Origin of the sequence: Kytococcus sedentarius (assembly GCF_041937525.1) — a bacterium.
In the GTDB taxonomy this organism is placed as follows: Bacteria; Actinomycetota; Actinomycetes; order Actinomycetales; family Dermatophilaceae; genus Kytococcus; species Kytococcus sedentarius_A.
In genome coordinates, this window is sequence record NZ_CP169391.1 from 1,520,692 (window position 1) to 1,545,091 (window position 24,400).

General features: G+C 73.0%; 20 protein-coding genes. 9 read left to right on the plus strand and 11 right to left on the minus strand.

The window, feature by feature from the left end; genetic code table 11:
- The first annotated feature begins 43 nt into the window (after positions 1–43).
- The 6 genes from ACEY2A_RS07050 (at position 44) to ACEY2A_RS07075 (ending at position 6,128) form a co-directional block, all read left to right on the plus strand.
- The gene (locus ACEY2A_RS07050) at positions 44–637 is read left to right on the plus strand and encodes a TetR/AcrR family transcriptional regulator (protein WP_374927891.1); all 594 of its coding nucleotides are present in this window, start codon (positions 44–46) and stop codon (positions 635–637) included.
- Entirely contained in the window at positions 627–1,919 is a 1,293-nt protein-coding gene (locus ACEY2A_RS07055; RefSeq protein WP_374927892.1) for an MFS transporter, read from the plus strand. The genes ACEY2A_RS07050 and ACEY2A_RS07055 overlap by 11 nt, the downstream gene beginning before the upstream one ends.
- 114 nt (positions 1,920–2,033) lie before the next feature.
- Positions 2,034–3,215, plus strand: coding sequence for an iron-siderophore ABC transporter substrate-binding protein (locus ACEY2A_RS07060; RefSeq protein ID WP_374927893.1), 1,182 nt, complete (start codon positions 2,034–2,036; stop codon positions 3,213–3,215).
- Positions 3,212–4,219 carry a FecCD family ABC transporter permease gene (locus ACEY2A_RS07065; protein ID WP_374927894.1) on the plus strand — a complete coding sequence of 336 codons (1,008 nt, stop codon included), beginning with the start codon at positions 3,212–3,214 and terminating at the stop codon, positions 4,217–4,219. The genes ACEY2A_RS07060 and ACEY2A_RS07065 overlap by 4 nt, the downstream gene beginning before the upstream one ends.
- Positions 4,216–5,310 (plus strand): FecCD family ABC transporter permease, encoded by a 1,095-nt coding sequence (locus tag ACEY2A_RS07070; protein ID WP_374927895.1) that lies wholly within the window; start codon positions 4,216–4,218, stop codon positions 5,308–5,310. Before ACEY2A_RS07065 ends, ACEY2A_RS07070 begins: the two co-directional genes overlap by 4 nt.
- Entirely contained in the window at positions 5,307–6,128 is an 822-nt protein-coding gene (locus tag ACEY2A_RS07075) for an ABC transporter ATP-binding protein (protein ID WP_374927896.1), read from the plus strand. Before ACEY2A_RS07070 ends, ACEY2A_RS07075 begins: the two co-directional genes overlap by 4 nt.
- A 187-nt stretch (positions 6,129–6,315) precedes the next feature.
- Here ACEY2A_RS07075 and ACEY2A_RS07080 read toward each other — a convergent pair whose 3' ends face one another.
- The 7 genes from ACEY2A_RS07080 to ACEY2A_RS07110 form a co-directional block, all read right to left on the minus strand.
- Complete coding sequence (locus ACEY2A_RS07080) at positions 6,316–7,476, minus strand: lysostaphin resistance A-like protein (protein ID WP_374927897.1); 1,161 nt, start codon at positions 7,474–7,476, stop codon at positions 6,316–6,318.
- Between the two features lie 256 nt (positions 7,477–7,732).
- Positions 7,733–8,623: a 3-hydroxyisobutyrate dehydrogenase gene (gene mmsB, locus ACEY2A_RS07085; RefSeq protein ID WP_374927898.1), complete on the minus strand. Its 891-nt coding sequence runs from the start codon at positions 8,621–8,623 to the stop codon at positions 7,733–7,735.
- Between the two features lie 72 nt (positions 8,624–8,695).
- Positions 8,696–9,475, minus strand: a complete 780-nt coding sequence (locus tag ACEY2A_RS07090) for a hypothetical protein (protein WP_374927899.1) — start codon at positions 9,473–9,475, stop codon at positions 8,696–8,698.
- Positions 9,472–9,807, minus strand: a complete 336-nt coding sequence (locus tag ACEY2A_RS07095; protein WP_374927900.1) for a hypothetical protein — start codon at positions 9,805–9,807, stop codon at positions 9,472–9,474. The genes ACEY2A_RS07090 and ACEY2A_RS07095 overlap by 4 nt, the downstream gene beginning before the upstream one ends.
- Positions 9,808–9,829: 22 nt before the next feature.
- The gene (locus tag ACEY2A_RS07100; RefSeq protein WP_374927901.1) at positions 9,830–10,264 is read right to left on the minus strand and encodes a VOC family protein; all 435 of its coding nucleotides are present in this window, start codon (positions 10,262–10,264) and stop codon (positions 9,830–9,832) included.
- Between the two features lie 20 nt (positions 10,265–10,284).
- Positions 10,285–11,157 carry a hypothetical protein gene (locus ACEY2A_RS07105; protein WP_374927902.1) on the minus strand — a complete coding sequence of 291 codons (873 nt, stop codon included), beginning with the start codon at positions 11,155–11,157 and terminating at the stop codon, positions 10,285–10,287.
- Between the two features lie 348 nt (positions 11,158–11,505).
- Positions 11,506–12,501: an ATP-binding cassette domain-containing protein gene (locus ACEY2A_RS07110; RefSeq protein ID WP_374927903.1), complete on the minus strand. Its 996-nt coding sequence runs from the start codon at positions 12,499–12,501 to the stop codon at positions 11,506–11,508.
- Between the two features lie 71 nt (positions 12,502–12,572).
- Between ACEY2A_RS07110 and ACEY2A_RS07115 the strand changes: the two genes are divergently transcribed.
- From ACEY2A_RS07115 to ACEY2A_RS07125, 3 genes are read left to right on the plus strand one after another with little or no spacing between them, the layout of a single operon-like run.
- Entirely contained in the window at positions 12,573–14,324 is a 1,752-nt protein-coding gene (locus ACEY2A_RS07115; RefSeq protein ID WP_374927904.1) for an alkaline phosphatase D family protein, read from the plus strand.
- 37 nt (positions 14,325–14,361) lie between these two features.
- Complete coding sequence (locus ACEY2A_RS07120) at positions 14,362–14,805, plus strand: universal stress protein (protein ID WP_374927905.1); 444 nt, start codon at positions 14,362–14,364, stop codon at positions 14,803–14,805.
- Entirely contained in the window at positions 14,802–16,472 is a 1,671-nt protein-coding gene (locus ACEY2A_RS07125; protein ID WP_374927906.1) for a sodium/solute symporter, read from the plus strand. The genes ACEY2A_RS07120 and ACEY2A_RS07125 overlap by 4 nt, the downstream gene beginning before the upstream one ends.
- Here ACEY2A_RS07125 and ACEY2A_RS07130 read toward each other — a convergent pair.
- The 4 genes from ACEY2A_RS07130 to ACEY2A_RS07145 are packed head-to-tail and all read right to left on the minus strand — an operon-like array spanning position 16,441 to position 24,276.
- Positions 16,441–19,053, minus strand: coding sequence for a GNAT family N-acetyltransferase (locus ACEY2A_RS07130; RefSeq protein ID WP_374927907.1), 2,613 nt, complete (start codon positions 19,051–19,053; stop codon positions 16,441–16,443). The two genes, ACEY2A_RS07125 and ACEY2A_RS07130, sit on opposite strands and share 32 nt — an antisense overlap.
- The gene (locus tag ACEY2A_RS07135) at positions 19,050–21,497 is read right to left on the minus strand and encodes a GNAT family N-acetyltransferase (protein ID WP_374927908.1); all 2,448 of its coding nucleotides are present in this window, start codon (positions 21,495–21,497) and stop codon (positions 19,050–19,052) included. Before ACEY2A_RS07135 ends, ACEY2A_RS07130 begins: the two co-directional genes overlap by 4 nt.
- Positions 21,494–22,789 carry a lysine N(6)-hydroxylase/L-ornithine N(5)-oxygenase family protein gene (locus ACEY2A_RS07140; protein ID WP_374927909.1) on the minus strand — a complete coding sequence of 432 codons (1,296 nt, stop codon included), beginning with the start codon at positions 22,787–22,789 and terminating at the stop codon, positions 21,494–21,496. The genes ACEY2A_RS07135 and ACEY2A_RS07140 overlap by 4 nt, the downstream gene beginning before the upstream one ends.
- Positions 22,789–24,276: a pyridoxal phosphate-dependent decarboxylase family protein gene (locus ACEY2A_RS07145; protein WP_374927910.1), complete on the minus strand. Its 1,488-nt coding sequence runs from the start codon at positions 24,274–24,276 to the stop codon at positions 22,789–22,791. The genes ACEY2A_RS07140 and ACEY2A_RS07145 overlap by 1 nt, the downstream gene beginning before the upstream one ends.
- Positions 24,277–24,400: the final 124 nt, after the last annotated feature.

The window sequence follows — 24,400 nt, forward strand, 5'->3', positions numbered from 1 at the left end:
TGCCGGGCACGTATGGCGAACGACCGTTCTGTAAGGTGGTCACATGCCCCGCATCTCCCCGGAACGACGCGCCGCACAGCGCCAGCGCATCGTCGACGCCGCGCGCACCGTGATGCTGCGAGAGGGGCTGCCGGCCACCTCGATGGCGTTGGTGATCGAGGAGTCCGGGCTCTCCGCGGGCGCCATCTACGGGTACTTCGCCGGCAAGGACGAGCTGGTGCTGGGCGTGGCGCTGGACGTCATCAGCTCCCGCCTCTCCGGCATGGACGAGCTGGCCACCCAGCGCCCCGTCCCACCCCCGGCGCAGGCTCTGGGCGATTTCATCGAGACGCTCCCCCGCGGCGACGAGGGGCGCCTGGTGCTGGAGATCTGGGCCGCCGCCGCCCGCAGCCCCGAGCTGCTGGCGCGGACGACCGAGGTCTTCGGCGGCCTCAGCCGAGGCGCCACCACCTACCTGCAGGCGTGGTTCACCGAGGGACTCGGGCTGCCCGCGGACGAGGCCGCCGAGCGCAGCGCCCACGCCGTGCACGCCCTGCTGGGCATTGCGCAGGGGTTCATCGTGCAGTCCGCCGTCCTGCCCGGGGTCGATGCAGCCACCTACCGTGACTCCCTGGAGGCGCTGTTCGATGACCGCTGACCAGCCCGGGCGCCTCTGGCGCGCCGTCGTGCGCGACCCGCGCGCCGGCATCGAGGACCTCGACGAGGCCGCCCAGGAGGCCCTGCCCCGCAACGGCCCGCGCATCCTCGGCGCCACCTCCCTGCTGAACACGGCCGACCAGCTGGTCCACCCGCCCACCGTGCTCACCTGGGCACTCACCGGCCTGGGCGCGCCCGGCTGGGCCGTCGGGCTCCTGGTGCCGGTCCGTGAGGCGGGGTCGATGCTGCCGCAGTCGGCCATGACCCCGTGGGTGCGCTCGCACCGGCGCCGCAACCGACTGGTGGCCCTCGGGGCGGTCCTGCAGGCAGTGGGGGCGGCCGGCATCGCGCTCTTCCTGGCCCTGACCACCGGGCTCATGGTGGGCCTCGGCGTGCTGGCGAGCCTGGCCCTGCTGGCCGGTGGCCGGGCCGTCACCTCGCTGGCGAGCAAGGACACCCAGGGACGCACCGTCCCCAAGGGGCAGCGCGGCCAGCTCACCGGCACCGCGACGGTGGTGGCCGGGGCACTGGCACTGACCGTGGGCCTGGCGCTGCGCCTGCTGGGCGACGGGACCGCCCCGCACCACCTGGCCTGGCTGGCCGCGGGGGCCGCCGGGCTCTTCGTGGGCGTGGCCGCGCTGTGGGACCGGGTGGAGGAGCCCCCGCAGGAGCCCGATGCAGACCACACCCCGCCGCAGCCGTGGACCCTGCTGCGCACCGCGCCGGACTTCCGCTCGTTCGTGGTGGTGCGCTCCCTGCTGCTCATCACGGCCCTGGCGCCGACCTTCCTGGTGGCCGCGGCCGCCACGCAGAGCGCCTCACCCCTCACCGGCCTGGCGCCGTTCGTGCTGGGCACCGGGTTGGCCTCCCTGCTGGGTGGCCGTCTGGTGGGTCGGGCCGCCGACCGGTCCAGCCGCCTGCTGATGGCGTGGGCCTCGGCCGCCGCCACCGCCGTGCTGGCCGTGACGCTCGCCCTAGCCGCGGTGCTGCCCGAGGCGGGGATGGTGTGGGTGCTGCCCGCGGCCTACTTCCTGGTGACCCTCGCGCACACGGGGGTGCGCACCGGCCGCAAGACCTACCTGGTGGACATGGCCAGCGGCGACACCCGCACCGCCTACACCGCGGCGAGCAACACCGTCATCGGCGTCGTGCTGCTGGCCGCCGGGGCGGTGGCGGGTGCGCTGGCGGGGCTGACACCGTGGTGGCCGCTGGTCTTCCTCACCCTCCTCGGGGCAGCAGGGTCCGCGATGGGGCTGCGCCTCCCGGAGGTCTCGCGCCACTGAGTCGCGGGGGCGGGCAGGGGCAGGACGCAGGGGTGGCGCCGACCCCCTGAGAGGGTGTTAGGTTTGCCTTCCCTTCGCGCCGTGGTGGCGTGAGGTCGTGACTCGAGGAGAACCATGCGCATCGTGCGTACCGGGGCCGTTCTGGCCGCCGCAAGCCTGACCCTGACCGCCTGCTCCACCGGCCCGGCCGATGGTGGGGGCGACGACGGCGGCGAGTCAACCACGACGGCCGCCGGCGAGGGCAGCGGCGAGGGCGAGGGCAGCGGCTCGGGCGACGCGTCCGGCTCGGGCGACGCCTCCGGCTCGGGCGACGCCTCCGGCTCCGGCGAGGGTGACGCCGCCGCCTTCCCCGTGACCGTCGAGCACGCGCTGGGCAAGACCACCATCGAGAAGCAGCCCACGAGGATCGCGACCCTCGGCTGGTCCGACCACGACGTCGTCGCGGCCCTGGACGTCAAGCCCGTCGGCGCCCCGCAGATCACCTGGGGCGGCAACGAGAACCAGTCCACCGACTGGTTCGACAAGAAGGCCAACGAGCTCGACGGCGAGATCACCCGCTACTCCGATGCGGACGGCGCCCCCATCGAGGAGATCGCCGAGCTGCAGCCCGACCTGATCCTGGCCACCAACTCCGGCATCACGCCCGAGGAGTACGAGAAGCTCAGCAAGCTCGCCCCCGTGGTGGCCTACCCGGAGCTCGCCTGGGGCACCAGCTGGCAGGACTCCACGAAGCTCATCGGTCAGGCCATGGGCAGGTCCGACCAGGCCGAGCAGCTCATCAAGGACACCGAGCAGCAGATCGCCGACACCGCCGCGAAGTACCCCGAGCTCAAGGACACCACGGCCGCCTGGGCCTCCTTCGCGGCCACCGACCTGTCGAAGTTCAACCTCTACACGACCACCGACAACCGCCCCCGCATGCTCGAGGACCTGGGCATGGTCAACGCCCCGCTCATCGGCGACCTCTCCAAGGACGCCTCGAACTTCATGGTGGAGGTCTCCGCGGAGAAGGCCAGGACGGTGGAGGCCGACGTGGTGGTCTTCTACGCCGACGAGACGCTCCCGGCGGACACCGTGGTGGAGAACGACCTGCTCAAGGACATCCCGGCCTTCTCCCGCGGCTCGTACGTGGCCGCCGATGACCCGGTGGCCTCCTACCCGATGTCCAGCCCCACCCCGCTGAGCATCCCGACCGCCCTGGAGGAGTTCGTGCCGCAGCTGGCCGAGGCCGCCAAGAAGGCCAAGGAGGGCGGAGGCTCCGGCGAGCAGCCCACCGGGGAGTCCAGCAGCGAGTGAGCTCGCACGTCGCCTCCCTCGGCCACGGCCGTCGGCTCGCGCTCCTGCTGGGGCTCGGCCTGGCGGCCGTGGCCGCGGCGTGCCTCGCGTCGCTGGCCATCGGCGCCACCGTGGTGCCGCTGGGCACGGTGTGGCAGGTGCTCACCGACGCTGCCGGCAACGGCATCGTCGAGGCCCGCATCGACCGCACCGTCCTGGGTGCGATCGTCGGTGCCTCGATGGGGTGCGCCGGCGCCGCCATGCAGGCGCTCACCCGCAACCCCCTGGCCGACCCGGGCATCCTCGGGGTGAACGCCGGGGCCGCGCTGGCCATCGTGCTGGGTCTGGCCACCGGGCTGCTCACCGCGCAGTCGCAGTACGTGTGGTTCGCCCTGGCCGGGGCGGCCGTGGCCACCACGCTGGTCTACGGCATCGCCTCGATGGGGCCGGGCGGCGCCCAGCCGGTGACACTCACCATCGCCGGTGCGGCCTTCGCGGCCACCGCCACCAGTCTGGGGGCGGGCCTGCTGGTGGTGGACCTGGCGGCCCTGGACGTGTTCCGCGTCTGGCAGGTGGGCACGGTGGCCGGGCGCGACCTGGGGCTGGTGGCCTCGGTGGCGCCGGTGCTGCTGGTGGGTTTCGCCCTGACCCTGCCGGCCGGCGGCTTCCTGAACACCCTGGGCCTGGGGGACGACCTCGCCCGCGGGCTGGGGCAACGGGTCTGGCTGGTCCGGCTGGTGGTGGCCCTCGGCGCCGTCTGCCTGTGCGCCGCGGGCACCGCGCTGGCCGGCCCGGTGGCCTTCGTGGGGCTGGTGGTGCCGCACCTGGTGCGCCTGCTCACCGGACCGGACGCGCGCCGCGTGATGCTGGGCTCGGCCCTCTTCGGCGCGGCCCTGGTGGTGGGCGCGGACACCCTCGGCCGCGTGGTGCTTCCGCCCACGGAGGTGCAGGTGGGCATCATGACCGCCGTGATCGGCGCCCCGGCCCTCATCGCCCTGGTCCGCACCCGGAGGGTCACCGCATGAGCACCGCACACGCCACCGGTGCAGACGCCACCGGCGCGCGCACCGGCACCGTCACCCCATCGATGCCGGACGTCCGCCGCGTGCAGCGGCGCCTGGCCCGGCGTCGCGCGCTGCTGCTGGCCGCCCTCCTCGCACTGGCCCTGGGGCTGTTCGCGGTGCGGGTGCTGCTGGGCGACTACACGGTCACGGTGCCGGACTTCTTCCGCATCGTCGCCGGGGAGAACATCCCAGTGGCCAGCTTCCTGGTGATGGAGTCCAAGCTGCCCCGCGCCACCGTGGCCGTCGTCGCCGGGCTCGCGTTCGGGGCGGCGGGCGCCACCTTCCAGTCGGTGCTGCGCAATCCGCTGGCCAGCCCGGACGTGGTGGGCGTGAGCATGGGCGCCAGCTTTGCCGCCGTGTTCGCGATGGTGGTGCTCGGTTGGGCGGGAACGCCCGTCATGCTCGCCGCAGCCGCGGGTGGGCTCGCGGTCACCGGCACCCTGCTGGCCTTCTCGCGACGGCCGGGGAACACCTCCGGCGCGGCGGCGCACACCATGATCCTGGTGGGCATCGGCCTGGGCGCTGCCCTGTCCGCAGGCATCCACTGGCTGATGCTGCGGGCCGACGTGCACAAGGCGCAGGACGCCCTGGTGTGGGTCTCGGGCAGCACGAACGACGTCACCTGGGGGCAGATCACGGGGCTCGCCGTGGTGGTCGCCGTGCTGCTGCCGCTGCTGGTGATGGCCGCCTCCCGCCTGGGGGTGCTGGAGCTGGGCGACGACCTGGCGACCGGTCTCGGCGAGCGCCCCGCGCGGCTGCGCGCCGTGGTGATGCTGCTGGCGGTGCTGATGATCACCTCGGCCACGGCCGTCTGCGGCCCGGTGGCCTTCCTGGCCTTCCTGGCCGGACCCATCGCCCGCGCCCTGAACCGGGGGCGCACCACGCTCGTGGGCGCTGGGCTGGTGGGCGCCTGCATCTTCCTTGCCGCCGACCACGTGGGCGCCTACCTGGTGCCCGGTGGCAACGTGCCCGTGGGGGTGGTGACCGGCCTGGCCGGCGGACCTGCCCTGCTGGCCCTGCTCCTGACCTCCCGGAGGTGGATGTCCGCATGACCACTCCCGTCTCACCCACCGCCCGCCTGGCGTGCCGTGACCTGTCGCTCTCCTACGGAGGTCCCGATGTGGTGCGCGGCGTCTCGCTGGACGTGCCCGACGGGCAGATCACCACGCTGGTGGGCGCCAACGGGTGCGGCAAGAGCACCCTGCTGCGCGGTCTGGTGCGCCTGCTGAAGCCGACGGCCGGGCAGGTGACGCTCGACGGCACGGACCTGCACCGCCTGCCCACCCGGCAGGTGGCCACCACCCTCGGCCTGCTCCCCCAGCAGCCGCTGGTGCCGGCGGGACTGACCGTGGCGGAGCTGGTGTCGCGCGGGCGGCACCCGCACCGGCCGGCGTGGCGTCCCGCATCGAGCGCCGACCACGCCGCCGTGGCCGAGGCGATGGAGCGCACGGACACCCTCGGCCTGGCCGACCGCCCGGTGGAGGCGCTGTCCGGTGGGCAGCGGCAGCGGGTGTGGATCGCCATGGCGCTGGCGCAGCAGACGGACGTGCTGATGCTGGACGAGCCCACCAGCTTCCTGGACCTCGCCCACCAGGTGGACGTGCTGGAGCTGGTGGCCGAGCTCAACGCCGAGCGCGGCACCACCGTGGTGATGGTGCTGCACGACCTCAACCTGGCAGCCCGGGTGAGCGACCACCTCATCGCGATGCGCGACGGGGAGATGGTGGCCTGCGGGACCCCGCGGGAGGTCATCACGGCCGAGACGGTGCAGCGGGTGTTCGGCCTGGAGGCCCAGGTGGTGGATGACCCGGTGACCGGGACGCCGATGGTGGTGCCGGTGGGGCGGCGGGGACCGCGCCGGTCGGAGTGAGCGCGGGCGCCTCACCGCATCGACGAAGGTTTGCCTTACCTAATGGTATGGGCTACTGTCTTCCCATCGCAGGGCGCAGGGGCCCGAGCGGTGCCGCGGACGGACCGGGTGGTGGTCACCGTCCGCACGACGAAGGGCCGGAGCGAGCTGCTCCGGCCCTTCGTGCGCCCCGGCCAGCGGGGCCTGCTCAGCGGCGGGGCGCGCTGAGCTCCTCGGCCGATGCGGTGCGGTTGCTCAGGCCCGAACGGCGCCACTGCCACTCGATGAGCAGGTAGGCCACCCCCATGAGGGCCAGGCTCACCACGACGGCCATCGGCTCGGAGGTGGTGTCCGAGCTCACGAAGCCGTCCTCGAAGCCGCCGAAGATCAGCGAGATCACCATGATGACCACGTTGTTCACCGCGTGCATGACCACCGCGGCCTCGAGGCCACCAGTGCGCACCGTCATGGCGACGGCGAGGATGGCGAAGATGCCCAGGTCCGCGAGCACCCAGGGGTCCAGGGACCCGTGCGCCAGGGCGAACAGGGCCGTGGTGGTGAGGGTGGCCACGGCCAGCGAGATCCACCGCCACGGGATCCAGCTGCCGAACCACTGCATCACGAACCCGCGGAACAGGTACTCCTCACCGGCGGCCTGCAGCGGGGTGGTCACCAGGACGATCGCCAGCATCCACCAGAAGTGGGGGTGCATGTTGATCTCGAACTTCTCACCCATGAGCGCCGAGAGGCCCAGCAGGAAGGCCACCCACCACGGTGTGAGCACCAGCAGGCAGCGAAGCGCCCAGCCCCACCGGAAGCGACCGGCCACCGAGGACGCGAACCCCGGGCGCATCCAGTAGGCCAGCGCGAGGACGGCGATCGATGCGGGGATCAACACCGCCAGTCCCAGGTTCATGCCCAGGAAGGTCAGCGGCTGCATGGTGGGCGTCTCGCCCCCGCCGCCGGGCTCGAAGATGTCCATCTGGTCCGGGTAGGCGACCATCGGGATGACCAGGGTCACCACCATCACGAGCATGACCAGCAGGCCGACCGGGATCCAGAGACCCAGGGCCGCAAGCGGTCGCCACCACGACCAGCGCGGGCCCCGGGTCAGCTCGTGGAACTCCGCGTTCGGACGCACCGACGACACGGGCGCCGGCGGGGGGTAGGCGTGCGGCGGCGGGCCGTACTGCGACTGCCACTGCTGCTGCGGCGGGCCGTACTGACCACCCTGCGGAGGCTGCCCCTGCGGGGCGTACTGGCCGTACTGCGGCTGCCCTTGGGGCTGCCCGATCGGGGCATACGGGTCGCGCGGCGGCTGGTGGGGGTCCTGCGGCGGCTGGTTCCAGGCATCCGGGGTGTGACTCACCCGCACACGATAGAAGGGGACCCGGTCACCGGGTGTCCCCCGCCGGCACGAGATCCGCACCGGCCCGGATCTCGCCAGTCCACTTCAGCACCGGTGCGGATCTCGCGGAGGGGTGACACCTCAACTCAGCACCGGTGCGGAGCTCGCGGCGTGGGGACACCCGAACTCAGCACCGGTGCGGAGCTCGCGGCGTGGGGACACCCGAACTCAGCACCGGTGCGGTATTCGACCGCACCGGTGCCGCAGGCCCGACGCGTCAGTCGTTCAGCGAGTTGTCCCGGATGGCGGTGATGACGGCGGAGAAGTCGCGCTTCGGACCGTCGATCTCCGCGAAGCGCTCGTAGGCGTCGCGGGCCGCCCGGCCGAAGGCGGTGTCCACACCGGCCAGCTCGGAGGCGTCCTGGGCCAGCTTGAGGTCCTTCAGCATCAGGCCGGAGGCGAAACCGCCGGAGAAGTCGCGGTTGGCCGGAGAACCCTCCACCGGGCCGGGCACGGGGCAGTTGGTGTCGAGCGCCCAGCAGCGGCCGGAGCTGGTGGAGGCCACGTCGAAGAAGGCCTGCGGGTCCAGCCCCAGCTTCTCGCCCAGCACGAAGGCCTCGGAGACGGCGATCATCTGCACACCCAGCAGCATGTTGTTGCAGATCTTGGCGGCCTGGCCGTTGCCCGCATCGCCGCAGTGCACGATCTTGCGTCCCATGACCTCCAGCAGCGGCTCGGCGCGCTCGAAGGCCTGGTCGGTGCCGCCGACCATGAAGGTCAGGGTGCCGGCCTCGGAGCCGACCACGCCGCCGGAGACGGGGGCGTCGATGCTGGAGTGCCCCGCATCGCGCACCATGTCGGCCGCCTTGCGGGCGGACTCCACATCGATGGTGGAGGAGTCGATGAACAGGACGTCCTGGCCCTTCGCCGCGGGGATGATCTCCTCGTAGACCGACAGCACGATGGGGCCGCTCGGCAGCATCGTGATGACCACCTCGGCGTCGGCGACGGCCTGCGGACCGGTCTCCACGGTGGAGATGCCGTGCCCCTCCGCGGCCTGCCGGGCCTCCGGCACCGGGTCGAAGCCGATGACCTCGTGGCCGGCCTTGACGAGGTTGGCAGCCATCGGGCCGCCCATGTTTCCGAGTCCCAGGAACGCGATCTTCATGGTGCGAGCGTACTCCCGCTGGTGAACCAGATCACAGCAGGTGCGTCTCCCCACCGGCCCCGTGTCCTGCGTTCACCGCCCCCGGACGTGGGCCCTCTCCTCGGGCGAGAACGCGGCCACGTGTCCCATGTCCCGGTGCGCCAGCCAGAGCAGACCGGGCAGCGTCAGCAGCGGGGAGGCGGCCAGCGGCCGGACCCACCAGCCGGCATCACCCAGGAGCGCCGACACCACCCCCATGACGACGAGCACGAACGACGCGGCCCACAGCAGTGCCAGCAGCACGATGACCCCGGTCGACCAGCCCCAGGTGCGGGTCATGAGCCACGGGCCGAGGGTGCACCACAGCGTGTGCGCGAGGAGCAGCAGCGCGATGAGGGCCCAGTCCGTGAGCCCCCGGTCGGCCTCCGCGACCACAGCCACGACCACCCCCGCCAGCACGGACAGCGCCGTCCACCCCACCGCCGCCGCCAACCACGCACCGAACAGGCCGATGGGGTGCAGGTGCCGCCCGCTCATGGCCCGGCGGATGCCCGGGAAGGTGCCGGTACCGGCCAGCAGCGCCCCAGTCACCACCCCGAGGGTCCAGGCGTACCAGGCGTCGGCCTCGCCCTCGTCGAGGCGGCCCCCACCCCACAGGACGCCGGCCACCACCGCGGCCCCGAACGCGGCGCCGAGGAGGGTGGTCAGCACCGGCGCCGCCAGCGCACGAGTGGTCTCGGCCAGCCCGGCACGGCGCAGCGGCTGGTGCAGCTCGGCCACGGTGCGCGCGTGCTGCACCGACCGGTGCCGTTGGGCGTACGCGGCGAAGGGGTTGGGGTCGGGGGTGCGCTCCGGGTCCGGGTGGCTGCTCATGCGTCGCGCTCCCGCGGGCGGGGCCGGTTGATCGGCTCGAAACGCCCCTTGACGCGGCGGCGCACCTCCACCCGGCGCACGTCCACGAACTCGCTCATGGCCACCAGGTAGCGCTGGGCGAGGTCGAAGGCCTCGTGGTCCTCGGCATCGTCGTTGGACTCCGGCACCACGCAGCGCACGGTGACCACGGGGACGCCGCGCGGCATGTCCAGCGAGACCTTCTCCACCAGGTGCGTGCGCGAGACCACCTCCCGCGCGATGTCCAGCACCTGCGTCGGCTCTGTCTCCCCCTTGACCGCCATCACCTCGGCCAGGATCCGGTAGCTCGGCATGGCCCCAGTCTGGCAGTACCGCTCAGAGCTGGTGGGCCACCGGGTGCCGGGGCTCGTACAGCATCAGGTCGTCCGCGCCGGGCACCTCGAGCATGGCCCCGATGCCGAAGCCCATGTCCGTGGGCCCCGACGAGAAGGTCGCCCCGCGCCCCTGCAGCTCGGTCATGGTCGCCTCCAGGTCGTCACACATCAGCGAGATCTGGTGCTGCCGCGGGCCGGTCCAGTCGCCGCTGCGGGTGGGGTGGACGCCCAGCTCGCTGGGGCCGGTGCCGAAGATCAGCCAGTCGGCGGGGTCGGCCGAACCGGAGTCCTCACCCGGGCCCGCCGCTCCGTCGGCGCCCACCGCTCCCTCATCCGACCCCTCGGCCACGAAGGGCCACCGCAGCACGTCCTTGAGGAAGGCGCGGGCGGCCTCCGCGTCGTCGGAGTAGATGAGGGTGTGCACGGCGGTGATCATGCGGTCACGCTAGCGGGGCGTCACCCACGCGGGACGTCGCGCCGGCGCAGGCCCACGAAGCCGACCACCAGCAGCACCACGGCCAGCGCCAGCTGCACCCCGATGCCGGTCCACACCGGGTCCTCCAGCGGCGGGTTGCCCACCGCGGAGAAGGGCACCAGGTCCAGCAGGCGCTCGGACAGCTGCAGCCCCGGCCCCAGGTAGGCCAGCACGGCCGAGACCCCGAACACCACCCAGGCAAGCGCCCGCCACCGCGGGGCCGCGCCGAACAGCGCCACCGCGAGCGCCACCATCAGCAGCGAGGGCACCGCGTACACGGCGCAGGCCTCGAGCGCGTCACCGAACCACCGGCGCTCCCCCATCGATGCCGATGTGGTGGCCGCAAGCGCGAGCGCGCCCACGAGGTGCACCACGGCCCAGCCGACCAGCACCACACCCGCCTGGACACCCAGCCAGGCCCACCGCGAGCGCGGCGCCGAGAGCTGCGTCTCCAGCAGGCCCTGCACCTCGTACCGGGCCAGGGAGCCGCACATCGCGATGCCGGCCGCGGCGCTCAGCATGGCCAGCATCATCGCGAACATGCCCAGGGTGGCGGCCAGGATGCTGTCGCCACCGCCGGGGCCGAGGAAGACCTGCAGGGAGGGGTCGGCCTCGAAGGCGTCGATGACGGTCTGGCTCAACGACCCGTAGACGCCCAGCAGCACCGCCGCACCGAGCGACCATCCGATGAGGGCGCCCCGGTGCTCGTGGACGGCCAGGCCCACCGGGGAGCGCAGCCACCCCGAGGCACGGCTGCGGGCCGGGCGGGGGCGGATGAGGGCAGCGTCCAGATCGCGCCGCGCGTGCAGCCCGAGCGCCCCGGCCACCAGCAGGGCGACCGCCCCGGCGAACAACGCCAGCGGCCAGCAGCAGCTCGAGCCGCCCGGCCTCCTCGTCCTTGCGGGTGAAGCGGGACATCAGCGCCAGGGCCATGAGCGGCACCGCGAACGCGGCGAAGAGGGCGAACTCATTGCTCGTGGCCCCGCCGAGGGTGTTCGTGCCCTCCACCCTGCCGTTGAGCATGTACAGGGCCCCGCCGGACAGGGTGGCCGCGTAGCGCTCGAGGTCGGCCGGCTCCGGGTACAGCCCCCTCAGCGACCCGACGGTCGTCACCATCATCGCGGCGATGCCGAGCACCCAGGCGACCAGCACCTTCCACCCGGTGCGCCACTGGATGCCCAGCATGGTGCCCAGGCCGGCCGTCATCGCCGCTGCTCCCCGCGGTACTCCTCGAGGAAGAGGTCGTCCAGGCTCGGCGGAGTCACCGTGAGGCTGCGCAACCCCGCATCGTGGAGCCGGCCGACCGCCTCCCCGACCGCCTCCGGGGCGGCGTGGAGGCGCACCTCCGTGCGGGAGGGGTCGTCCGCTGCGGGCTCGACGACCAGCTCGGTCACGCCGGGCACCACCGCCAGCCCCCGCGGCTCGGAGTCGGTGACCGCATGGACCCGGCTCGAGGTGTGCTGCCGCAGGTCGGCCAGCGACCCGGTGGTGACGGTGCGGCCGGCACGGATGATGCTGACGCGGTCCGCGAGCGCCTCGACCTCCGACAGGATGTGGCTGGAGAGCAGCACCGTGGCGCCCTCGGCACGGCGTTCACGGACCACGTCCTGGAAGACCTGTTCCATGAGCGGGTCCAGGCCGCTGGTCGGCTCGTCGAGCACCAGCAGCTCCGAGCGGGAGGCCAGTGCCGCCACGAGGCTGACCTTCTGCCGGTTGCCCTTGGAGTAGTCACGGGCCCGCTTGGCGGTGTCGAGCTCGAAGCGCTCGACCAGCTCGGCCCGGCGCTTCTCGTCGATGGAGCCGTGCGCCCGGGCGAGCACGTCGATGCACTGCCCACCGGAGAGCCCCGGCCACAGGGTGACGTCGCCGGGCACGTAGGCCAGGCGGCGGTGCAGCTCCACCGCATCGGACCAGGGGTCGCCACCGAAGAGGCGGGCGGTCCCCGCATCGGCGTGCATGAGGCCCAGCAGGACGCGGATGGTCGTCGACTTGCCCGAGCCGTTCGGCCCCAGGAAGCCGTGCACCTCCCCTGCGCGGACCTCCAGGTCCAGCCCGTCCAGCGCCCGGTGCCGGCCGAAGGTCTTCACCAGGCCCTCCACCTCGATGACGGGCGGGCCCGCCTCCGCCTGCTGCACCGGCACCCCGCGTCCCGCGCGTGACTCGCCCCCTGCGGACGCCCAGCTGATGGAGGTGCTCATGGTTCTCCCGGGTCTCGGTGTCCTGCCACTCTGGCACGCGTGCACCCGATCGACGCTGCGACACTGGGGGCATGTCGTCCTCGATCGTCATCGGGCCCCTGCTGCGCCACGTGGACCACGACTCCGCCGCGGTCTGGGTGGAGACCGACGGACCCGCCCGGGTCACGGTGCGCCTGACGGGTCCCGGCCCGCAGGAGGGCCGGTCCGCCGAGGCCGCCACCTTCTCCGCCCACGGGCACCACTACGCCCTCGTGGAGCTGACCGGGCTGCCCGCCGGGACCGACGCGCCGTACGAGGTGCTCCTGGACGACCAGGTGGTCTGGCCCGAGCCCGGGGACGACCGGCCCGGGTGCCGCATCCGCACCCTCACCCCCGGCTCCCCGGTGGACATGGGCTTCGGCTCCTGTCGCACCTCCGTGCCCCACGACGCCGACGGCCACGCCACGCACGGGGTGGATGCGCTGCGCACCTTCGGCATCGCCCACGCCACCGGGCAGCCCGGCGCACCCGCCCTGCCCGAGCTGATGCTGCTGCTCGGCGACCAGGTCTACGCCGACGCCACCAGCGACGCGATGCAGGAGTTCATCGCCTCCCGCCGCTCCCTCGAGCAGGGCCCCGGGGAGGAGCTGGCCGACTACGAGGAGTACGCCCACCTGTACTGGCTGGCGTGGAGCGAACCGTGGATGCGCTGGCTGCTGGCCACGCTGCCCACCCTGATGATCTTCGACGACCACGACGTCCGCGACGACTGGAACACCTCGGCCGTCTGGCGCTCCGAGATGGAGCAGACCGACTGGTGGCACCAGCGCATCGTCGCCGCCCTCGGCTCGTACTGGGTCTACCAGCACCTGGGGAACCTCTCGGTGGCCGAGCGCGCGCAGGACGAGATCTGGCGCGAGGTCGTCTCCCGCGGGCGGACCGACGAGCACCCCGACGTCACCGACCTGCTGGACGACTTCGCCGCCCGCGTGGACCAGCACCCCGACACCTACCGCTGGTCCTACGCGCGCGACCTGGGATCCACCCGGCTCGTGGTGGTGGACTCCCGTGCCGCCCGCGTCATGGGGCGGGGGCAGCGCGCCATGCTGGACGAGGCGGAGATGCACTGGGTCTCCGACCAGCTGCAGGGGTCCGACGGGATCGACCAGATCATCATCGGCACCTCCCTGCCCTTCCTGCTCCCCCGCGGCCTGCACCACCTGGAGGCCTGGAACGAGGCGGTCTGCGACGGCGCCCTCGGCAGGCCCGCCGCGGCGGTCGGCGAGTGGCTGCGCAAGACCGTGGACCTGGAGCACTGGGCGGCCTTCCACTCCTCCTTCCTGCAGGTGTGCTCGATGGTGGGCGAGCTCGCCCGTGGCGAACGGGGACCGTCCCCCGCATCGGTGGTCTTCCTCTCCGGCGACGTCCACCACTCCTACGTCACCCGGGTGGACCCCGCATCGCTGGTGGACGACGAGACCCTCACCGGTGGCCACGTGGAGCGTGCGGCGCAGGGTGACGCCCCCTCGATGCAGGTCCTCCAGCTGGTGTGCAGCCCCATCCGCAACCCGCTGCCCCGCATCATGCGACTGGCCACCGCCGCCATGGCGCACGGCCTGGCGATCCCCTTGGGGGCCATGGCCGGGCGCTCGGGCCAGGTGCCGGCCCAGCCCTGGCGGTGGGACGACCTGGCGGGCCCCTGGTTCACCAACAACATCGCCGTCCTGCGCGTGGACGGCACGGACCTGCGGGCCAGCTGGTGGACCGGTGAGGTGCACGGTGACGACCACGACCACCCGGTGCTGGCCGAGGTGGAGACTCTGGGGCTGCCGCAGGGCGACTGAGCCCCTACAGTGGCCAGGGTCACACACAGGAGGATCCATGGGCCCCGTCAGCAGCCTGCTGTTCGTTCTCGATGCCGCCCCCGGCCACCACGTGGCCCGTGAGTACGTGGTCGACCTGGCCGTCCACCGCGGTGCCACGGTCCACCTGCTCTACGTGGCCCTGGAGTCCACCCGCACCACGCCCATGGCCGTGAACCCCGACCAACGCCGGCGTCGCGCCGAGGAGGCCCGGGCCGCCATGGCCGATGAGGTGACGCGCCTCGACGAGCTCGGGGTCACCGAGGTGCAGACGCACCTGCGCGCCGGCGACACCGCCAGCCACGTGCTCGGTCTGGCCGACGAGCTCGGGGTGGACCTCATCATCATCGGCGACCAGGCCGACAGCCGGCTCCTGCGCGCGCTGATCGGTGAGCGCCCCGCCACCCGCCTGGCCCGACGCTCCCCGTGCTCGGTGCTCGTGGCCAAGGAGGGCATCCGATGAGCACCCTGCACACGGCGCCGGTTCTGGCGGCGGACTCGACCCCCGACTTCACCGTCGGCCCCATCGACATCACGGTGATCGTCGCTTACCTCGTGCTGTCCCGGGTGCTGCCGCTGGTGCTGAACTCCCGGATGCAGAAGAAGGCCGGAAAGGCCCAGGCCGCGGAGGGCAAGGAGGGCGACGCCGCGGAGAACTACTTCCTGGGTGGCCGCAACTTCATCTGGCCGTTCGTGGGCCTGTCGCTGGTGGCCACCAACATGTCGGGCGCCACCTTCGTGGGCCTGGCCGGTGGTGCCTACGACCAGGGCATCTCGATCTACGCGTACGAGTGGATCTCGACCGTGGTGCTGGCGGTCTTCATCTTCGTGATCCTGCCGTTCTACCTGAAGTCCTCGGCGTTCACCCTGCCGGAGTTCCTGGAGAAGCGCTTCGACCGACGCTCCCGCATGGCCTTCGCCGGGTTCAACCTGTTCGCGAACATGTTCATCGACATGGCGGCCGCACTGTTCGCCGGCGCCGTGGTGGTGCAGACGCTGTACCCGGACGTGCCCCTGTGGGTGGCGGTGGCGGTGCTGGCCACCCTGGCTGCGGTCTACACGGTGTTCGGTGGTCTGGGCGCGGTGATGATCTCCGACTCCATCCAGGCGACCATCACCCTCATCGGTGGGGCGCTGGTGGCCTTCGCGACCTTCCGCGCGGTGGAGAGCTGGGACGCCGTCACGCAGACCGCCGGGGACGAGAAGATGAGCCTCATCCTCCCCGCATCGAATCCCGACCTGCCGTGGCCGGGACTCATCACCGGCGCCCTGGTGGTGGGCATGTACTACTGGACCACCAACCAGCTGGTCGTGCAGCGCACCATGGGTGCCAAGTCGATCGAGCACGGCCGATGGGGTGCGCTCCTGGCGGGCTTCATCAAGCTGCTCTTCCTGTTCCTGTTCATCTTCCCGGGCGTGATGGCGCTGTCGCTGTACCCGGACCTGGAGAGCCCGGACCAGGTGTTCCCGACGCTGGTGTTCGACCTGATGCCGGTGGGTGTGCGTGGGCTGATCCTCGCCGCGGTGATCGCGGCCATCACCTCGACCGTGGACTCGATCCTGAACTCGGCCTCCACGATCGTGACGATGGACTTCGTGAAGACCTTGCGGCCCAAGACGTCGAACAGCTCGCTGGTGGTCATCGGCCGGTGGGCGACGGTGGGTGCGCTCATCGTGGCCATCGTGTGGACGCCGTTCATCGCCAACTTCGACACGCTCTACAACTACCTGCAGTCGGTGCTGTCCTACCTGGTGCCGCCGGTGGTGGTGGTCTTCCTGGCCGGCATCCTGGTCAAGCGGATCACCCCGGTGGCCGCGCTGACCACGCTGGTGGTCATGCAGACCCTGGGCCTGATCGGCTTCCTCACCATCGAGGTGGGGGGCATGGTCGACCTGCAGTTCCTGTACGCCTCGGGCGTCTCGGTGGTGCTCTCGCTGCTGGTGCTGGTCGGCGTCACGATGGTGACCACGCCCCGGGACTACGACGAGATCGAGGACGTCACCTGGAGCAGGTCGTTCTGGGGTGAGGAGTCCGCGGCCCTGGAGGGTGTGCCGCTGTGGAAGAACTACCGGGTGCTGACCGCGGTCATGCTGGCGGTCACCGCGCTGATCGTGTGGACCTGGCGGTGAAGGCCGACCGCTCCAGGAAGGCGAACTGCGCGGTCTTGTGACCCAGGTCGGTCACCTCCCCGAGGGAGAACCCGGCCTCCAGCAGGCGCGCGATGGCGGGCCTGTTGCGCACGTCCGGCTCCGCCACGAGTCGGCGCACCGAAGGGTCGGCGAACGCTCGCTGCGCACCCTGGACACCCACCAGGGCGGGCAGGTCGGCGATGCCGTGCCGGCACGGCCCGATCATCAGGTGCATCCCCAGGTCCCCCCGGCGCACCGGGTACGCCTCGCCCACCGGGTCGTGGGCCGGGTCGTAGGTCTGCCACAGCGCGACCGACTGTCCGGCGTGCGTGACCATCCAGGCGTGGTGGTGGGGGCTGGCGTCGAGCCACGCGTAGATCTCCACGACCTCCTGCACCGTGTGGTCTGCCATGCCCCAGAAGCGGCCGCGGTTCTGGGTGGCCCAGGCGTGGATGACCGGGCCGTCGACGGCCGGGTCCACGGGGGTGAAGGTGAGCTGCGGTGCCGTCACCTCGGCGCCGGCCGGGCGCTCGTGGGCCTCGAACACCGGCAGCAGTGCGCCGGTGCGCCACGCCTCGGTCTGGTTGCGCCCGGAGGTCGCACCCAGGTCACCGGACGCGCCGAGCGGCACGGCCCACCGACTGGCAGCCGGGTCAGCGAGGTCGAGGACGGCCCGGCTCACCGGACCGCGCACGCTGGCCGCCGTCCGTCCGGGGATGCTGGAGGTGGCGGCGACGCAGTCCACGTCACCTCCCACCGGCCCGAGGGGAACGGGCCAGCCCAGGGCGTGCAGTGCTCCGGCGTGGTGCTCGGCACCCCAGACGTGGTCGGGGCTCATGTCGCCCGCGGCCGTCACGCCCGGCACCGCACCCGCCGTCATCACGTCATCGAGCGCCTCACGGGCGCAGGCCGCCACGCGGTCCGGCAGCGCGGCGGCCAGGCTCTCCAGGCCCAACCCGACCCGCGCCACCACGTCGAGCCACGGCTCGAAGAGGGTGGGGAACTCCGCCCGGGCCGCCTGCGTGACCTGCGAGTCGCGGTGCAGCGCGGCCAGTTCCGGCAGGTCTGCCACCCGACGGGCCAGCGCGGTGCGCCAGCGCCAGGCCAGCAGGGCCGTGGCCGATCCGGGGTCCATGTGACCGTCGAAGCCCGCCAGCACCCGGGCCACCGGGTGGTCGACCGCCCTCACCCCCGTCGCCTCCAGGAGCGCCACCAACCCTCCGGAACGAGTGTCCAGCTGCACCCGCGCCAGGTCGACGGCGGTGATCCGGCAGTCCGGGCCCGAGCCGGCCCGCAGCAGCTCCTCGATGCGGTGCGCCCGGTGCGGGGGCGCGAAGGCGCGCCCCCAGCGGCGGGTCTGGTCGCGGCGGTGGTTGGCGTGCACGGCGGTTCCCGTGACCTCGCGCCAGGGCTCGTGGGCAGACCACGGCCCCTCCCCCGCATCGACGACGTCCAGGGGGCGGCCGGCCACCCCCTCCAGCACGGTCTGGCGGTCCGCGACGACCACGCAGTTCGCCGGCTCCACCCAGTGGTCCCAGGCCCGCGTCGCATCGGCAGCCGTGCGGGCGCGCAGGAGCAGCGGCAGGGCCTCGAAGCCCAGCCCGGGAACCAGATCAGCCGCCTGCCGGACCTGCCGGGCACCGGGCTCACCGGGTCGTCCCCACAGGGCGGTGGCGTCAGCATCGGGGCCGGATGCGGGCAGGGGCAGCAGGTCCTGCGTGCGCGCCATTGCATTGGTGATCACCCACGCCGCCTCGCCCGTGTGGCCCAGGTGCTGCACCCCCGGGACGCCGGGGAAGGCCAGGCCGGCCACGTCGTACCCCGTCCCACCGCTGCCCTCGGCGCCGGGGGCGAGCGTCAATCGCACCTGCTGGTACACGTTCGGCGCTTCCAGCAACCGGTGCGGGTCGCTGGCCAGCAACGGGGCGCCACCGGCGGCCCGCGCCCCGGCCACGCCGATGGCGTTGCTCCCCGACGCCTGGGCTGACGGGTCCGCCGCCAACCGCTCGACCCACTCGGCGCCGAGCTGCTCGGTGACATGCTGACGCCAGAGCTGGTGCGGCCAGTCCCCGAAGAGCACCTGCTGCACCCAGAACACGGCCAGGCAGTCCGCGGCATCCCAGGCCCGCCAGTCCGGCACGGCAGGAGGACCGGTGAGGTCCACGCCAGCACCGGCCGCCCCCGCCCCGCGCTCGGCCAGCGCCGCGAGCTCCGGCACGGCGGCCGCATCGACCCTCTCCAGCCCCTCACGGACCCCGGCGGCGTACGCCTCCACCCACGCCCGGGTGGGGTCGGACAGGGCGGCCAGCGAGCGCTCCGCGGTGGCGCGGATGCCGATGCGCCCGGCGAAGCGGTCCCACTCGGCGGCGGTGTCGTGCACCGCATCGGCCACCTCGGTGCCGGCCACGCGCAGGCCGCGCACCGCATCGGCCCACACCCCGTGTGCGCGCCAGCGGTCGGAGACCAGCTGCCAGGTGCGGTCCCGCGCGGTCACCCAGCCCTGGGCGTGCAGGAGGTCGGGCTCGGTGGCGGCCAGCACCCAGGGGATGCCGGCGGCGTCGCGACGCAGCTCACCCCTCATGCCGTGCGCCCCGCCGGGTTGCGCAGCGTGCCGGAGTACAGCAGCGAGGCGCTCTGGTCGGTGAGGTCCACCATCTGCAGGGTGTTGCGCAGCTGCAGCCGGTTCAGGCAGGAGTGCGCGAACTCGGGCGCCAGCAGGTCCACCCAGTGCGCCCCGGGGAACTCGTCCCGGTGCTCCTGGACGCACTGGCGCACCAGGCCCCAGAACTCGTCCCCGGTCAGCAGACCGTCACCCTCCAGGCGGGCGGCCAGGAAGCGCAGCACGCCGTCGTACACGTCGGTGAACACCGCGAGCGCGGCCTCGGACGGCGGGACGTCGACCACGATGCGGCGTGCCTCCTCGGGCACCGACGCCGGGTCGCCCCCGGCACGCTCCCCCGCGAACACGGCCACCTCCTCCCCGATGTCCTTCATGATCGCCCGCACCGGCGCGGCGTCCCGCCAGACCATGATCACGTTCTCCGTGTGCGGCATGAACGCCAGGCGGTGCACCGTCAGGCAGTGCACCACCGGGCGCAGGTAGGCGTGCAGCAGGCGACGCACCCACACGGCGGGCTCCAGGCCGCTGGCCCGCACCATCGCGCTGGCCAGGTGGTTGCCCTCGTGGTCGGTGTGCAGCACGGCGGCCAGGGTGCCGAGGGTCTCGCCGGGCGCCAGGCGGGGCACCGGGGACTCCCGCCACAGGGCGGCCAGCATCTTGCGCTGCGCCGGCGCGGGGCCGGTGATGTCGGCCTGGTGGTAGACGTCGCCGGTGTACCCGATGGCCGCCAGCTCCCGCAGCACGCTGAACCCGCAGCCGCCCTCGGCCGGCGCCGCGGACAGCGCCCGGTCGCCGGTGACGAGTCCGTGGACCCAGTCGTTGATGGCCGGAGTGGCCCGCATGTAGGCCGGCGAGAGGCCTCGCAGGAAGCCCATGTTCTGCACCGACAGGGCCGTCTTCACGTAGCACCGCTCGGGGTGGTCGAGATTGGCGAAGGTCCGGATGGACTGCTGCGCCTGGTAACGGTCCGCCACCCCCAGCGGGACGAGGCCGCCGCGCGCCACCTCGGGCGCGAAGGTCACCGCCACCTTGTGCTCCCACTGCCACGGGTGCACGGGCAGGTACAGGTACCCGGCCGGGTCGTGCCCGGCGGCCCGCACGGTGCGCTCGAAGCGGCGACGCGTGGCCGCATCGAGCTCCGCCGCCCAGTGGTCCTCCTCGGTGCGCCCGGCGCCCAACGAGAGGTGCGCCGCATCGCGGGCGACGCCCAGCCACACCACCCCCACCGGCTGCGCGGCCTCCGGGGCGTAGCGCTCGTGGTCGGCGAGGGACCAGCCGATGCGGCCGTTGTTGGCCACGAACGCGGGGTGACCCTCGGTCATGGCGGCCTCCAGGGTCTGGAAGCCGGCGCCCACCAGGTCGGCGGCCGGCACCCGCCGGTGCACGTGCTTCCACGCCGCACCGGCCAGGGTGGCGGCCACCTCCTCCAGGTAGGTGCCCAGCAGGGCGTCCGGGATGCCGGCCCGGGCCCGGATCCGGCTGACCAGCCGCTGTGCATCCACCGGCTCGGGCCCGGTGGCGGACTCCACGGAGATGCTCCCCGCATCGACCACCCAGTGCTCCAAGGCGTGGCGCGTGGCGCGGTAGCGGTAGGTGGATGCGCCGTCGTCGGAGGTGACCGCCCACCATCCGTCGCCGGCGTCGGTCGGCTCGATGATGCGCTCGTGCGCGAGCTCCGCGAGCGCCTTGGCCACCAGGTGGCGGTGGGCCCACCCCATCGGCCCCGGGGCCAGGTGGGGTGGCGTGAGCGGGGCGGGCTCGGGGTCCGCCGGGGCGGGCGGGGCGCCCTCGGCCGGCACCAGCGGTGTGAAGCCCTCCCGGTGGAGCACGGACAGCAGCGCCTGCTTGGGGTGCCCGTCGTCCGTGAACCGGATCGGCCCCACGACGTCGAAGCCGGCCCGGGCGTTGAGCGCGTGGATCCGCGCGTTGCGCGCGTCGGGCTCCACCACCACGCGGCGCGCGCCGTGGTGGCCGAAGCACAGGTCGCGCAGCACGCCGGTCATGGCCGATGCGGTGAGCCCCGGCACCCGCACCGGCTCACCGGCCGCGTCGGTCGCCGGGGGCGCCACCAGCAGGTGCATGCCCCAGTCGCCCTCGACCAGGTCCAGCCCGGCCTCACGGGCGGGGGCGGCCAGCGGGTGGCGGCGCGGGTCGTAGGTCTCGGCCAGCACCATCGGCTCACCGTCGAGCAGGCCGAGCCAGGCCCACTGGTGGTCGCTGGCGTCCACCGCGGCGTAGTCGGCCGCCACCTGCTCCACGGTGTGCTCGGCGGCGCCCCAGAAGTGCGAGCGTGGGTGGGCGAACCATTCCCGGAGCACCGGGGCCCAGCGGGCGACGGCCTCGCCCGTCAGCGGCTGCCACTCGATGGGTGCCGTGGCCCGCACGGTCGCGACGGGGGTGCTCATGCCGTCTCCTCGGGTGCGCCGAACGTCTGGAAGGCCACCTGCTGCTCGACCGGGTACACCTCGCGCCCGGTGATGGCGTTCAACACCTGCGCGGCCCGCCACGGGCCCATGCCCAGGTCGGGGGCCGAGAGTCCGTGCGTGTGCTCCTCGGCGTTCATCACGTGGATGCGGCGGGCGTCGTCGACGGTGAAGTCCAGGGCCACGTTGTAGCGGCCGTCCGGCAGCCAGTTGATGTGTTCGCGCACCGGGGCGAGGAAGTCCGGCACCTGCGCCCCGTAGCCGGTGGCGAGCACCGTGGCGTCGGAGGACGTGGTGAAGGACGTGCCGGTCTCGAGATGGCGCCAGTCGAGCACCGCCCGGTCCCCCTCGAGCCGTGAGGACTCCAGCGAGCAGTGGGTGAGCAGCTGGACGGGCAGGTCCGCACCGTGCTCCACCCGTCGCCGGTACAGCGCCTCGTGGATCGCGTTCACGAGGTCACCGGAGATGCCCTTGTACAGCGGCAGGTTGGCCCGCCCGGTCAGGGCGCGCTGTCCCGCATCGAGGCCGTGGAAGTAGCGCGTGTACTCCGGGGAGGTCATCTCCAGCGTGAGCTTGGTGTACTCCATCGGGAAGAAGCGCGGGGAGCGCGTGATCCACGCCAGCTGCTGCCGGCCCAGGTCGAGGCGCTCGAGCTGGTCCAGGAAGATCTCGGCCGCGGACTGGCCCGACCCGACGACGGTCACCTGCTGTGCCTGCTCCATCGCCGCGCGGCGCTGGAGGTAGCCGGCCGAGTGGCCGTGGGCCGGGTGCTCGGTGATCGCCCGGGCCGATGCGGGGAGCGTCGGGGTGGTGCCCACCGCGAGCACCAGGTGGCGGGCCTCATCGGTGCGCACGTCATCGCCGGTGGCGCTCGCCACCGAGGCGATGGTGAACGCGTCGCGGGCCGCGTCGAAGGACACCTCGGTGACGCGACGGCCGAACTCGACGGTGCCCACCCCCTCGGCCACCCAGCGGCAGTAGGCGTCGTACTCGGCCCGCAGCGGGTAGAAGTCCTCACGGATGTAGAAGGGGTACAGCCGTCCCGTGGTCTTGAGGTGGTTGAGGAAGCTCCACCGGCTGGTGGGGTCGGCCAGGGTCACCAGGTCGGCCAGGAAGGGCACCTGCAGGGTGGATCCCTCGATGAGCATCCCGCCGTGCCAGCGGAACTCCTCCGCGGCGTCCAGCACGTGCAGGTCGAGCTCGGGCACCCCATCAGCCAGGGCTGCCAGTCCCACCCCGAAGGGACCGGCGCCGATCACCAGCACGTCGCGCATCAGACAGCCACCTCGTCGTGAGCGGTGTGGGCGGCGGAGCCGCCGTGCGTGCTGACCCCGGGGTCGCCCGCGCCCTCGGGCACGAGGAGGCTGCCGACCTCGCGGATGGTCTCCACCACGTCGGCGAGAACCTCGGGCGCACTGGCGGGGTTGAGGATCGTGAACTTCAACCACGGCCGCCCGGCCAGGGTGGTGCCGGCCACGATCGCTCCCCCCTCGGCGAAGAGCTCCTCGCGGATGCGGGGGTTCACCGCATCGACCTGCTGGTCCGTGAGCCCCGGGGGTGCGTACCGGAACACCACGGTGGAGAGCTCGGGCACGGCCGCGAGCTCGAAGTCGGGGTCGGCGTCCATCGCGCGGGCCACGGCGTGGGCATGCTCGATGGCGCTGTCGAAGGCATCGCCCAGGGCATCGGCGCCGTCGGTGCGCAGGCTCATCCACAGCTTGAGGGCGTCGAACCGGCGGGTGGTCTGCAGCGACTTGTCCACCTGGTTGGGCACGCGGGCGCAGGCGGGGTTCAGGTAGTCCGCGTGGTGCGTGGCGTGCCGCAGGGTCTCCGGGTCGCTGACCACCACCGCACTGGCGCTGACGGGGACGAAGAAGGTCTTGTGGAAGTCGACGGTCACCGAGTCCGCCAGCTCGATGCCGTCGAGCCAGTCGCGGCGACGGCGGCTGGCGAGCAGCCCCCCGCCGAACGCGGCGTCGACGTGGAACCAGGCGCCCGCCTCGCGGCAGACCCGGCCGACCTCGGCCAGCGGGTCGATGACGCCCAGGTCGGTGGTGCCCGCGGTGGCCACGACGGCCATCACCTCGTGTCCGGCGGCCCGCACCTCGTCGACGACGTCGGCGAGCGCGCGGGCGTCGAGGCGGTGGTCGGTCAGCGGGAGGGTGACGACGGCATCCGCGCCCAGGCCCAGCAGCCGGGCGGCCTTGACGATGCTGAAGTGACTGTGGCCGCTGGTGAGGATGCGCAGGTCCTCCAGCGCGTGCCCCCGGGCCAGGGCCTCCCCGCGCGCCAGCAGCATGGCGTGGACGTTGCTCATGGTGCCGCCGGAGGTGAAGACCCCGTCGCCGGCGACGAAGCCGATGCGTTCTGCGGTCCACTCGACCAGCCGGCACTCCATGGCGGTGGCTCCGACGCTCTGGTCCCAGGTGTCGACCGAGGGGTTGAGGGCGCTGGTCACCACGTCGGCCGCGAGGCTGCTGAGCGTGACGGGGCAGTTCAGGTGCGCGACGTACCGGGGCTCGGTGAAGTTGATGCAGTCGCGCAGGAACAGGTCGTCCACCTCGGCGAGGACCTGGTCCAGGCCACCCACGGCGGGGGTGTCGAGGTCCACCGCCTCCACCCTGGCCACGACCTCGTCCACCGGCGCTGCGCGCCCGCCGGTGGCGGGGCGGTCCGTGCGGGCCAGGTGCCGGTCGACCAGGTCACTGGCCTGCCGGATGGTCCAGCGGTACTGGTCGCGGGTGGAGGACGTGAGGAACATGGGGCCCTTTCGCCAAGGTCACGAAGCACTCGTGTGCGTCGACGGCGGGTCACACTGCCACATAGGTTAGCCTTGCCTCAACAGGCCTCGTGGGCGTGGCGCAGAGCTCCGCCACGGGGCGCCA